Raw genomic sequence first — 12,895 nt, forward strand, 5'->3', positions numbered from 1 at the left:
TTACTACTTAGCTTTAATAATACTTAATACAGCAACACGGTCAGCATCTGTAAATTTAACATTTTCAGACGCATCAATATCGCGAATAAGTTTAGCATCACCAACGTCCATATCTGTTACATCGATAACAATTGTTTTTGGTAAATCTTCTATCTTAGCTTTTACTCTTAAACGTCTCTTAGAAACATTTACAAGACCTTTATTTTTTACACCGATAGCTTCACCTACAGGTTCAACAGGAACCATATAGTGAGTTACAACACCCGGTTGTGCTACCATTAAATCTACGTGTAAAAGTTTCCCTGTAACTGGGTGAGACTCATATGATTGAACAACAACATTCATTTCATTTCCGTTAATTGAAACTGGAAATGCTAATGTGTCCTTATTACGAACAGTACGGATATACTCATTTTCTTTAAATGCAGCATTGATATTCTCAAGCCCTTTTCCGTAAATATTCGCAATTAGATAACCATCACGGCGAAGTGCTTTTGTGCCCTTTTTGCCAATACTCTCTCTAACTATACCTTCTAACATATGAAGTCCTTTATTTTTTAAAATGGCTGAAATTATACCTGTTTATGCATTAAACTTTACTTTAAATCGAAAACATCATCATCATCAGTAGAAATATTAATATTTTTTTCTATACTCTCTTCCAGCATCTCTGATACTTTTCCACTCATAAGTCCATTCATTTTCAGTTCCAAATCTGAGGCACTCGTTGCATTTTCAAGTGCCTGTTCCTTAGAAATGATGCCCTCATCATATAAATCTAAAATAGCCTGGTCAAAACTTTGTGATTTATAATGTTCTTTTCCGGCTTCAATAGCATCACGAATTTCATAATCCCTATTTTCCATAATCAACTTTTCAATTGTCGGAGTACGCACTAAAACTTCAAGAGCAACACGACGCTTGCCATCAATAGTTGGAATCAGTCTTTGAGATATTACCCCCTGTAAGACACCTGCAAGTGAGAGACGTACACGGTTTTGCTCATCTGTGGGAAACTGTGCAATAATACGGTTAATAGTCTCTTTCGCATCTAGCGTATGGAGCGTTGAAAAGACAAGGTGACCGGTATCTGCAGCATGAAGTGCCAAGTTGATTGTTTCTTGATCCCTCATTTCTCCAACCAAAATAATATCAGGATCCTCCCGAAGTGCGGCACGAAGGGCACTACCAAAGGAGAGTGTATCTTGTCCGACAGATCGTTGATTAACTATGCAGTTTCTGTCTTTATGCACAAATTCAATCGGATCTTCAATTGTAATAATATGTTTCTTTTTATTGTAATTGATTTCATTTATAAGCGCCGCAAGCGTTGTAGATTTACCACTACCTGTAACACCGGTAACAAGTACCAATCCTCTCTCTCTTTGCGTGAAACTTTTTACGATATCAGGCAAATGAAGTTCTTCAAAAGAGGGAATTTTAACAGGAATAACACGAAATACCGCTGATACTCCATCCATTTGAAAGAAAATATTTACACGAAAACGGCTATTCTCATCATATGGGTAAACAAGGTCAAGTTCTTTTTTTTCGACAAATTCACCAAAACGCCCTTTTAATAATTCTTTGGCAAATGTTAATGCATCTTCTTTAGAAAAAATACCTCCAGAAAACTGTACAATATTTCCGTTGATTCTTGCTCTCATTACAGAGTTGGCCTTTACATGTAAGTCACTGCCACCGACTTCAATCATCTTTTTAAGATGCACCCGTACTTTTTTTAATTGTTCAAACGTTAATCTGCTGACATCCACCTGTGTAGTCATAATGCCTCCAATATCTCTTTAAATGCTTCTTTAAAGGCTTCTACTCCCTCATCTATCTGCTTTTGCAGTACTTCATCTATTTTAATACCAGTCTCTTCTATCTGTACAAAATGATCCTTTATAATATTTTTGTCAATCGGCAAGGCTTTTTTATCTGTACCATGTGCATGAAAAGCTTTAATAGTATCAACAGGGGCAGTATTTACACTGTTATAAGCCAAAAGCTTTTCAACATAGTAATAAGGCGGCAGCGAATTATCTTTTACACCGGTACTTGCAAAAAGTGCTCTACAGCCTTGTACATTCATACTTTGAATTTCTTCATATATAACAGAGGTATTGTATATTCCTGTTAGTGCTGTTTGAATTCCGTTTGCCTCAAGCATTGCATCAAGTGCACGGTCAATTCTGCTGACAAAAATACTTATCACAGTATCAACGCTTTTTCCATAAACTTCTATACCTTTTCTAAAAGCCTCTGCACAGTATATTGCTTGAGATTTTTTAAAAATCAGCGTTGCATTCACCGGAATTCCCACAGCCGTCAGTTCTTTCATGGCACCATAGCCTGCTTCTGTAGCAGGAACTTTTATCATAACATTTTGTCTGTTTATTGCTTTAAAAAGTCTTTTACCTTCTGCTACAGTTGCCTGCGTATCATCACATAAAAAAGGATCAACTTCAATACTCACATATCCGTCATCCCCTCTTTCATACAGTGGTTTTAAAATATCTGCAGCTTTTTGTATATCGTAAATTGCTACAGCCTCATATTTTTCTTTTGGAGAAAGCCCATCAAGTGATTTAAGTTGTGTTTTATACGCAGGAGAGTTTAAGATTGCATTTTTAAAGATAGCTGGATTTGAAGTGGCCCCATTGATTATTCCATTCTCTATCAATTCTTTAAATTCTTTATCTAAATAATCTCTTTCGATAAAATCAGCCCACAACGAAAACTTCAAATCTTCTATATACATTCCAATTCCTGCTCTTTTTTAATTTATTTTGAATCTATTATAACCCAATCAATCTGAAATTATGGTATTGTTAATATCTTCAAAAGTTTTATCAAACTCAGTATCTTGAATCTCTTCACCCAACAGACGCTTCACCTGTAGATTTGAAATATTTAATGTTACGGTTGAGAGCGGCTGTCTCCATTGGTGTGCTATCATACTAATCATTTCGCCCATAACAGCCTGCTTAGACTGAGTTGTCAGGATTTTATCTTTATGTGAAAGTTGTTCAACTTGTTCTTTTAGCATATTTTTTTGCTCAACTATCAAACTTTTTGCCTCATCCATTCTTTTTTGATAAAAATAGATATATGTAACCTAAAAAAGCGAATAATGCGCATGTATAAAGGACTGCAAAGGGGCTACCATCAGGAAAAATACTAAAATAGCAACCCAGAGAACGGCATTTTTGTCCTTTCTAAAATAAAGATTAAGACCATATTTGCCAGTAATAAAAAAACCTCAATCGGTATCAATGTCGGCGTATCTCTTAAAATATTTGCGGTAATACCAAAGAGTAATCCGGTACTTGAGAGTACAAAAGCGATATTCATCATTTGAAACTTATTTTTCAAATCACTTTCATCTTCACTAAAAGTCCAGCCGCTTGTAAAAAATTTTCTAAATTTTTATTTTTCATGGTAAATATATTTTATCCTGTAATTCTTCATATTCACGTTTTACATCACTGTCCAAAGTAATACCTCCACCACTTTTGTAAACATATCCATCGGCAGATTTTTCTATAAAACGTATCATTACACCGCTGTCTAGACTATTCCCATCAAAAATACCGAAAACTCCGCTGAAAAATCCTCGCTTATATCCTTCAACATTCTCAATGATATTAACAGTACTTTTTTTTGGAGCACCGCTGATACTGCCTGCTGGAAGCAAAGTACGCAAAAGTGTACCCAATTCATCCTGCCAATTACCATGTAGAATACCGCTAATATGTGAGCTGACCTGCAAAAGTTTTTTTTCTCCAGCTTCTATACTCTGCAGATAACGAAATTTTTCTACTTTCACATGTGATGCGACCATAGATAAATCATTTCTTAGCAAATCCACTATCATTATATGCTCTGCCATCTCTTTTTCATCTGCTAAAATTTTTTCTTGTGCATTCGGGCATGAGGCATCAATAGTCCCTTTCATAGGAAAAGTATGTATAGTATTGTTAGAAATCTGTATAAATTTTTCAGGAGAAAAGCAGACAAATTCATCTTTGTAGCGAAGTTTATAATGGGCGTTTGCCATTTTAAACATCTCTTTTAAAGAGAGTTCTGTCTGCACAGGTGTTTTTTGTGTAAGATTTAGAATATAAGTCTCGCCTGCTTTGATTTTTTCAATAACGGCATCGAATTTTTTTTTATACTCTGTAAAATTTATAGGCACTGTCTGTAGTGTATGGGGATGTTGTATGTAAGTATACTTCTCATTAATACAAAATTCTATGTCTGCCTCTTGTAAATCTTCAAGCAAAACAACTTCAACCCTTTGTCCTTTAAAATCACTGATAAACAAAAAAGGCTTTTTCTGTTTTGCTAAAATATTTATTTGCTCAAAACTCATATTTAGGCAATCAGTTTTTTAAGTATCGCCATTCTTATATTTACTCCATTACTGACTTGTTCCAATACTTTACAACGCTCATCTTCTAGCATGGCATCGCTTATATCTATGTTTCTGTGAACTGGTCCTGGATGGAGCAGTATAATATCTCGATCACCCACAAGTTCTTCTGTTATACAAAAATCACTTGCATAATCTTTGAGTGAAGCATAACTTTGTGATGAGTGTCGTTCTGTTTGCGTACGCAGACTCATAATCGCATCTACATCATCAATAATTTCTTTTAAATAGTGTGTAGTTTTCAGAAGGGTTTTTGGTAAGAAATGCGGCGGTGCCACTAAAATAACTTCCATGCCAAAACGTGTTAAAAGCTCTATATTTGAATTTGCAACACGGGAATTTTTAATATCTCCCACAATGGCAATTTTCTTACCTTCAAGTGATCCGAAATGCTCTGTAAGTGTATATAAATCTAAAAGTGCCTGAGAAGGATGCGCATGTGCACCGTCACCAGCATTGACTATGCTTGCCTTTGTATGTTTGGAAAGAATTTGAGGTACTCCGGCATTTTCATGACGTACAACTATGGCATGCGGTCCCATAGCATCAAGGTTCATTGCCGTATCAACGAGTGTCTCTCCTTTTTTTGTAGAACTTTTTGCAACATCAAGATGCACTATTTCGGCACCGAGTCTTTTTGCGGCAATTTCAAAAGAGCTCTTTGTACGTGTAGAGTTTTCAAAAAAAAGCGTGATAATAATTTTATCTTGTAAAATTCTTTCAAAACGGCCGTCGCTGAATTTTTTGGCATCTGCCAATAACTCTTTTATCTCTTCTTTGGTAAAATCATCAGTTCTTATTAAATGCTGCATATTTATCCTAAGGTATTTAATTTACAAATTATACAAGAGTTGACTCAGAGTGTCAATATCATCTGTAATTTTTAAGACCTCAAAACCACTTTGTAAAAAATATGGCTCACTTACATATATAAAACTACTATCCTCTTTTTTACAGTTAAAGCCTACGATATGGGGAATATTTTTATCTTCCAAGGCTTTTTTACTTAGAAGCGTATCATTAATACAGCCCAAAGAACAATGTGTGACCAGCAGAGCACACGCTTCAAACTCCTCTATCAAATCTATCATCATATACTTTTCATCCACAGGTACATACAATCCGCCCGCTCCCTCAATAATCAATACATCACAAAGCTTTTCAAGTTTTTGCATCGCTACATGTAAGATATTTATATCAAGTGGCTTAGCATTTGAAGCCACAAAAGGTGCAGCCGGAAGTTCATATGTAATTGGTACAATATCTTCAACACTTATATCTTTAAACTCCGGATTTAATTCTTGAACCAAACTCAAAAGTTCACTTCCATCAGGACAAAACCCATCAATAACACCAGTTTCAACAGGCTTTATCACACCAACACGCAAACCACGCGAAGCATATGATTTTAAAAGCAGTTTAGTTGTATATGTTTTACCAATATCGGTATTTGTAGCTGTAATAAATATACGTTTAGCCAAGGGTTCTCTTTTTTATTGAATCTGTTTACATGTAAGAAGATTATAGCAAAATATAGTTTGTAAAAACTAAAAGAGTGATGCAGGTTCAAGGAGTCTAGAGATGAAGCGTACTATGAGTACGTGAAGAACGTAACGACGCAGAAGATGCGTCGCTATTTTAGTTTTTATCAGTGTTAACGATTTTGTTTGCTGCAATCCACGGCATCATTTCACGTAGTTTCACACCAGTCTGCTCAATTAATGAAGCACGTGCATTATTTCTTTCAGCATTCATACGAGGGTAACCTGCTTGACCTTCTAAGATAAAGTCTTTTGCAAATCTACCGTCTTGAATCTCTTTAAGAATTTCTTTCATAGCTTCTTTAGACTCTTTATTGATAACACGTTTACCGGAGACATAGTCACCATACTCAGCTGTATTTGAGATAGAATATCTCATATCTGCAATACCGCCCTCGAACATCAAGTCAACGATAAGTTTAAGTTCATGAAGACACTCAAAGTATGCCATTTCAGGAGCATAACCAGCTTCAGTTAAAGTCTCGAATCCGGCTTGAACTAAAGATGTAACACCACCACAAAGAACAGCCTGCTCTCCGAAAAGGTCAGTTTCTGTTTCATCTTTGAAAGTTGTCTCAATGATAGCAGTACGACCGCCACCAATTGCAGATGCATATGAAAGTGCTAACTCTTTAGTATTTCCGCTAGGATTGTTTCCAACAGCAATTAAATCAGGAATACCACCACCACGAACAAATTCAGAACGTACAGTGTGACCAGGTGCTTTTGGTGCAATCATTGTAACATTGATATCTGTAGCAGGAATAATGCTTTGATAGTGAATGTTGAAACCATGACCGAATGCAATAGTATCACCGGCTTTTAAGTTTGGCTCAATCTCTTCTTTGTAAATTCTTGCCTGATCTTCATCCGGAAGAAGAATCATTACAACATCAGCTTTTGCAGTAGCTTCAGCAACTGTTAAAACTTCAAAACCTTTTGCTTCAGCTTTTGCCCAGCTTGATCCGCCTTTGCGAAGACCAACAACAACTTCAACACCACTGTCTCTTAAGTTTTCCGCATGTGCGTGTCCTTGAGAACCAAATCCAATCATCGCTACTTTTTTAGCTTTAATTAAGTCAATATTACAATCTTTATCATAGTAAACATTTAATGCCATTACATTTCCTTGAGCTTCAAGGGCATATCCCTTGAAAAATTTGTCGCATTATACTCTATATATGGTAAAACTTTTATTAGACCAAGCTTATAACTTCTGTTAAATTATTTGAGTTAATCTCATACTCTGTATAATATGAAAAAATATTTGGAGAAAATATGAAAAAATTCAACCTTTTTAATGAAATCATCACAGTAAATAAAGCAGAACTTCTTAGAGCGATAAACTCTTTTAAAGAGTATGGCATAAATATAAAAGGAGCAATAGAATACGCTCCATTTGACAACAAAGAAGTTTTGATTTATCAGGGCAGATACATTCCAAAACCCACAAATGCGCTAATGCCGAGTCAAGCACCTGCCCTCGCCCAAATATTTGGAGATAATTATCAAATCGTTGATGATGAAGACAGAGTCCTCATTAAAGCATTTTCAAACTGGCAAGAGCTGATTAAAGTAAACACACCGCGAGCTTCCTATGATGATACGACAGGTGATGGTGTCGATAAATTCGCCGATGAAGCCCTAGAAGATATAGGATGGAATGCAACCGAGTTCAATATAAACTACAGAACACTCGTTGACGTGCTTGAAAAAGAGTGTGACGGTACACTTCTTTGTATAGAACAAGAAGAACCTTATCAGTTCAGCGGACTTGGGTTTTTAGAGAATGATGCCCAGGCAAAAGAGCTTCTTTTTTCTTATTGTCAAAACGAAATTAAAAAAATAATGAGTGAAGATCCTTTATATGCAAAAGAGAAACTTAGTGATGATGAGCAAGAGGCAGCTGAGTATTTCAAATGTCTATAAACAAACAAAAAATATCTATAGAGTATAAATACAGAGGTTCCATAGAATTTCCCGATACCACTGAAGCAAAAGATATTTTTTTTAGAACAAAACAGGCTTATGCCAATCATGAAAAGATGAGCATAAAACTTGTTTTTTCCAATGCCAAACTTGCAAAATTAAAAAAGTATCAAAAAGGTGCTTCCGAGAATGAATTGCTAAACTTGGATTTTTATATAAACTTAGGTGAAATTTTGGATTTTAACACAAATGATGCCCAGCAGTTAAAAAAACGTATTCAAATTATAAATGATACGGCACATTCAAGTTTCAACATCACAAAAAGACTCAGACTCATAAACAAAAAACAAAAATCACAAGCAAAACAAAGTTATCTTTTTTGGGATATAGAAAACTTTTCAAGTGTTGCTTCAATTTTCAATGATATTATAGAACCTTATAACATTTCAGATGATAATATTTTTCTTGCTGCAAACCCTGATTCACTCTACCTTAAAAAAGCCGAATGGGAAGCAAATTTATACGACTATGGTAAAACACTCAACTCATTTAATTTTATAAAGTGTGATCATGGAAAAAATGTAGCCGATGATATTTTACTTCAAAAGTTTCAAAATGCCGACTTAAAAAGCACAAATGTATTTATTTTAACTTTTGACAGAGAGTTAAAAGAGCGATTTGCCGAAGTAACGCACCCAAGCAACAATGTCTATATAATGGCTAAATAACACTCTCTTTAGGCTCGCCAAGGTAATATCCTTGTGCATATTCTATACCAATTTCCTTAATAACATCAAACACTTCTTTAGAATGCACAAACTCGGCGACAACCTTTTTACCGAGTTTTTTTGCAAATATCACAATTGTTTCAACAATCAGGCGCGAATTTTGATCTTGATGAATATTTTTAATAAGTGAGCCGTCTATTTTCATATAATCAGATGAAATATTTGTCATATATTGAAAATTAGCAAATCCGCTTCCAAAATCATCAATTGCTATGTATGCCCCTGATTCATAGACTTCTTTTGTAAATTCACTCACAATATCTTCGTTGGAATATTCTTGTGTTTCCAAAATCTCTATTGTTAACTGTTTGGCAATATTATACTCTCTAATTTTTTCAAAAATAAACTCTCTCATTTTTTCGCTAAAAATATCACTAAATGAAAGGTTAATACTGAATTTCAAACCATTTTTCGCAAAAAAAGCGAATGTCTTTTCTACCATAATCTCAGTAATTCTAGGATAAAGTTTTATTTTTTCGCTGATTGCGAGGAAAAAGTAGGGAGAAAGTATCTTCCCATCAGATTTTCGTAGGCGCACGAGTGCTTCATATTTTTCAACTTCTCCTGTTTTTATATTGAAAATAGGCTGATAATAAGGAATAATATCATCACTTTCTATCGCTCTTTTAATCTCATTTGCCATTTTCAAATTTGATTCATATTTTTTTGAAAGTTCCAAGGATTTATTAAAAACCAAGTAGGGTTTATGTGCTTTTTTTGCAGCTTTAAGCACCATATCTGCATTTGCCAAACCGGTATTCTTCTCATTTATATATGCTGCTGAGATGGTTACTGAGATATGTATCGCCTGATCATTCACTAGAAATTCTTTTTTTTCTATAAATATTATAAGTTTTTTAATGATCCTTTCAATATCTTGATAGATTTGCTCCACATTTGAGATGACAGCAAATTCATCCGATGGTAGCTTAAATAGTTCCATGCCTTCATTTTCAGTAAATTCTTGAAGGTATTTTGACATTTTCACTAAGACTATATCGCCAATAGCATGTCCATAAAAATCATTTATAGTTGTAAAATCATCAATATTGACCAGGAAAACTGTCTCACCGACACATTCATCAATCCTTTGAAGAAGACTCAGCCTGTTTGGTACCCCGGTCAATTTGTCAAAATATGCCTGCTTGTAGATAAAGTCTGCACTTCGCTGAATTCTTTGTTCGAGTTCTGAATTTAGTTCTGCCAACTCTTGAGATACGCTGTTTGCCAAATTTGCAAGCGCATATTCCGTACTGACTGCGAAATCATTCCTGCACTCAATATTTTTTCGTTTAATGGACTCCATTATTTTATTATTTTCACTTAAAACCAGTAAAGTAATAGATTCATTCAGTAAATCTCTTTTTTGATTGTGAAAAAATTCTCCATAGGTAAAAAAACCACTTAAATCACCAAGTGTAGAGAGACCCTCAAGTTCATACTCTATATATTTTTCCATAAAGCGTCTTCTTGCCATACATGAATATACAAAAACAGCTTCAGGCTGGAATTGAATATTGTTAAATATTTTATCTATCTGATAATCACCGCTTTTTAAAAGATTATTTACATTTCCTACGCCAAAACGAACCTTTTCGCCTTCTTGCAAATTTCCTGCAAATGTCAAGGAACCATCATTGTGTTTAAATAAAACAGCTCTGCCTATGTTTACCCCGTCTTTTTCAAAAATGAGCGGGAATTCTATACCGATTTGAGGGAGATTCTGTGCAAGTTCTTTACCCATATATTTTGCATAGATATCTACGGCAGGCATGCCGTCTATTTCATACACTCTGTTTTTTACAGATTTTGTAATGGTAAGTTTTTTCCCTATAGGTGTCCAATCAAAGCTATAATGAGTAAAAACATTCAATGCATCAGAGTTTAAAGTAACGCCCACTGCTCCGCTGTCTGTTATGCTTTCATTGTTAAAAACATAGGTTTTTTTAAGCTCTCCATTATCACCTGCCAATCCGCCAGAAACTATTATTTGTGAATCTACACTGCTGATGCCTTTTAAAAACTCTTCACCGTTTGTATTAATTCCATCAGCAAAACTTAAAAGTACTTTGCTGTTTGAATCAATAATTTGTTTTAATAGTTTTTCACCAGTAGTGTGACTCATTTGTACAGAATCATCATGCTCTACAAGTATAGATTTCAAGGTAGTCTTTTCAAACTTTGTAAATGTTGCAACATGTTTGGATGCAATATATATATCAGCATTATGCAAGGCACCGTCTGTTGTTGTTCCAAGAATAGTGGCTTCGGGAAAAATTGTTGCAAAATAGTATTGTATTTCTTTTATTTCTTCAAGATTATTATTTGCACAAAATATTTGTATAAGAGTTTGTGAGTCTGCAGCTAAAGATTCCTGCTTTTGTAGTTCTGATATATTATCAAAAATTATCGTTTTATTTATCATCACAATATTGTAATAAACTTAAGCTTCAAAATTATTTAGAATTTAAATTTCTTTGCTAAAAATCTTTGAAGTATTACCATCGCAGATAGGGAATCAACCCTTCCATCACGAATATATTTTATTTTACCTTTCATCATATTTTCAGCTTCAAGCGAACTGCCGGCTTCATCCTGATAAAGCACTTTACCCTCAAAATCAACTAAATTCATAAAATGTTCAATGCGTCTTCGCATTTCATCTTCGCTGCTTCCACCCAGAGGTACACCGATGACAACAGCATCTGCTTCCCACTCTTGTATAATTTTTTTTACTTCAGATGATGCCTGATTACGATTTTTTCTTATCACGGCAGGAAGTGGTGTTACTATATCTTTATGCGCTGAATATGCCAAGCCTATACGTTTAAGACCCAAATCTATTGCAATGTATTTCACACCTATTTACCCAGACAAAAAGAGCCGAACATTTTATCGAGCATTTCATCATTTTCAAACGGACGGGTAATGCTTGCCATCTCTTTAACCGCTTCATTGAGATGAAATGAAAAAATTTCCAATTCCTGATCTTGCAGCGGCTCGAAAGCTTCTTTTATGTTTTGTATAGTTGCTTCAACGGCAGAGATTTGACGTTGGGAAATAAGCATGATTTCATCACTTACATTGCTTGCATCCATTATTGCTTCAAGTTTTTTCACCAAAGCCGTGACATCGTTTCTAGAGTTTAATTCCAAGTCAAAAGCCAAATTTTCTAAATGAAATTTCTGCTCTAAATCTATTTTATTTTTAACAACAAGCATCTCTTTTTTATCTCTGTTTTGCTTTATAAGCTCAAGAATCTGCTCATCTTCTTCATCGGCTTTACGTGAGCCGTCAAAAAGTGCTATAACTATATCACTCTCATTGATAGCTTCAAGAGAGCGCTGTATTCCTATGCGTTCTATCTCATCGTTTGATTCACGGATACCTGCCGTATCGACAATACGTATCAGGTGTGTCCCGATTTTAACTTGCTCTTCAATCGTATCACGTGTCGTACCCGCTATATCGCTCACTATGGCACGATTATAATTAAGTAAAGTATTTAAGAGTGAGCTTTTGCCGACATTGGGCTTGCCTATAATAGCCACACGAAACCCCTGCATTAAACCTTCTCGTGATTTTGAGGTTATGAGTGTTTTTTCAAGTAAGGTATAAAGTTCATCTAGTTTGGCTTGTATTTGTGCTACTAAATCTTCGGGTAAATCTTCTTCGGCATAATCAATACTTACTTCACTATACGCTAAAATATGAATAATATCATCACGAACCTGTTCTATAAACTCTTTAAGCGATCCCTTCATTTGAGAAGCAAGAATCTTTGCCGCATCTTCACTTTTTGCTTCTATGAGTTGTGCAATTGCCTCTGCTTCACTTAAATCAATTCTACCGTTAAAAAAAGCCCGTTTGGAAAACTCACCGGCATTTGCAAGACGTGCTCCGGCTTTAAGTGTTGCCCTGAGTATAGTTTGTGCAACAATAAACCCACCGTGACACTGAATTTCTACAACATCTTCAGCCGTAAAAGAGTACGGCCCTTTAAAATAAATAACAATAGCTTCATCAATAAGTTCATTATTATCATTATAAATATTTGTAAGTGTTGCATGTCTGGGAGTGAAGTTTTCTTTACATGTAAGCTTTTTTGCTATATCTAAAGCATGCTCACCGCTTAATCGTATAATAGCAATAGAGCCGATACCATTGGCTGTTGCAATGGCGGCTATAGTCTCATTCAT

At 34.9% G+C, this 12,895-nt stretch carries 14 protein-coding genes; 2 read left to right on the top strand and 12 right to left on the bottom strand.

Annotation, left to right across the window (positions count from 1 at the left end):
• Positions 1-3: 3 nt before the first annotated feature.
• The 9 genes from SAUT_RS08375 to ilvC form a co-directional block, all read right to left on the bottom strand.
• Positions 4-540 (bottom strand): 50S ribosomal protein L25/general stress protein Ctc, encoded by a 537-nt coding sequence (locus tag SAUT_RS08375; protein ID WP_013327454.1) that lies wholly within the window; start codon positions 538-540, stop codon positions 4-6.
• A 56-nt stretch (positions 541-596) separates the two neighbouring features.
• Positions 597-1,787, bottom strand: a complete 1,191-nt coding sequence (locus SAUT_RS08380; RefSeq protein ID WP_013327455.1) for a type IV pilus twitching motility protein PilT — start codon at positions 1,785-1,787, stop codon at positions 597-599.
• Entirely contained in the window at positions 1,784-2,764 is a 981-nt protein-coding gene (locus tag SAUT_RS08385) for a transaldolase (RefSeq protein WP_013327456.1), read from the bottom strand. Before SAUT_RS08385 ends, SAUT_RS08380 begins: the two co-directional genes overlap by 4 nt.
• 48 nt (positions 2,765-2,812) lie before the next feature.
• Positions 2,813-3,091, bottom strand: coding sequence for a sensor histidine kinase (locus SAUT_RS11095; RefSeq protein ID WP_049765268.1), 279 nt, complete (start codon positions 3,089-3,091; stop codon positions 2,813-2,815).
• 92 nt (positions 3,092-3,183) lie between these two features.
• Positions 3,184-3,378 carry a hypothetical protein gene (locus SAUT_RS11290; protein ID WP_148218520.1) on the bottom strand — a complete coding sequence of 65 codons (195 nt, stop codon included), beginning with the start codon at positions 3,376-3,378 and terminating at the stop codon, positions 3,184-3,186.
• Positions 3,379-3,439: 61 nt separating this feature from the next.
• Positions 3,440-4,378 carry an aminodeoxychorismate synthase component I gene (locus tag SAUT_RS08395; RefSeq protein WP_013327457.1) on the bottom strand — a complete coding sequence of 313 codons (939 nt, stop codon included), beginning with the start codon at positions 4,376-4,378 and terminating at the stop codon, positions 3,440-3,442.
• 2 nt (positions 4,379-4,380) lie between these two features.
• Positions 4,381-5,250: an aspartate carbamoyltransferase catalytic subunit gene (locus SAUT_RS08400; RefSeq protein ID WP_013327458.1), complete on the bottom strand. Its 870-nt coding sequence runs from the start codon at positions 5,248-5,250 to the stop codon at positions 4,381-4,383.
• A 21-nt stretch (positions 5,251-5,271) separates the two neighbouring features.
• Positions 5,272-5,919, bottom strand: coding sequence for a dethiobiotin synthase (gene bioD / locus SAUT_RS08405; protein ID WP_013327459.1), 648 nt, complete (start codon positions 5,917-5,919; stop codon positions 5,272-5,274).
• Positions 5,920-6,076: 157 nt separating this feature from the next.
• Positions 6,077-7,099, bottom strand: coding sequence for a ketol-acid reductoisomerase (gene ilvC, locus SAUT_RS08410; RefSeq protein ID WP_013327460.1), 1,023 nt, complete (start codon positions 7,097-7,099; stop codon positions 6,077-6,079).
• Between the two features lie 158 nt (positions 7,100-7,257).
• Here ilvC and SAUT_RS08415 point away from each other — a divergent pair, with 158 nt between their 5' ends.
• Positions 7,258-7,908, top strand: a complete 651-nt coding sequence (locus SAUT_RS08415; protein WP_013327461.1) for a hypothetical protein — start codon at positions 7,258-7,260, stop codon at positions 7,906-7,908.
• On the top strand, positions 7,899-8,636 hold the full coding sequence (locus tag SAUT_RS08420) for a hypothetical protein (protein ID WP_013327462.1): 738 nt from the start codon (positions 7,899-7,901) through the stop codon (positions 8,634-8,636). The genes SAUT_RS08415 and SAUT_RS08420 overlap by 10 nt, the downstream gene beginning before the upstream one ends.
• Here SAUT_RS08420 and SAUT_RS11100 read toward each other — a convergent pair.
• The 3 genes from SAUT_RS11100 to mnmE are packed head-to-tail and all read right to left on the bottom strand — an operon-like array spanning position 8,629 to position 12,895.
• Entirely contained in the window at positions 8,629-11,121 is a 2,493-nt protein-coding gene (locus SAUT_RS11100; RefSeq protein WP_013327463.1) for a bifunctional diguanylate cyclase/phosphodiesterase, read from the bottom strand. The two genes, SAUT_RS08420 and SAUT_RS11100, sit on opposite strands and share 8 nt — an antisense overlap.
• A gap of 35 nt (positions 11,122-11,156) precedes the next feature.
• Positions 11,157-11,555 carry a Holliday junction resolvase RuvX gene (ruvX, locus tag SAUT_RS08430; protein ID WP_013327464.1) on the bottom strand — a complete coding sequence of 133 codons (399 nt, stop codon included), beginning with the start codon at positions 11,553-11,555 and terminating at the stop codon, positions 11,157-11,159.
• Positions 11,556-11,557: 2 nt separating this feature from the next.
• Positions 11,558-12,895: a tRNA uridine-5-carboxymethylaminomethyl(34) synthesis GTPase MnmE gene (gene mnmE, locus SAUT_RS08435; protein ID WP_013327465.1), complete on the bottom strand. Its 1,338-nt coding sequence runs from the start codon at positions 12,893-12,895 to the stop codon at positions 11,558-11,560.

The sequence above is a fragment of the Sulfurimonas autotrophica DSM 16294 genome, from assembly GCF_000147355.1.
Classification (GTDB): Bacteria; Campylobacterota; Campylobacteria; order Campylobacterales; family Sulfurimonadaceae; genus Sulfurimonas; species Sulfurimonas autotrophica.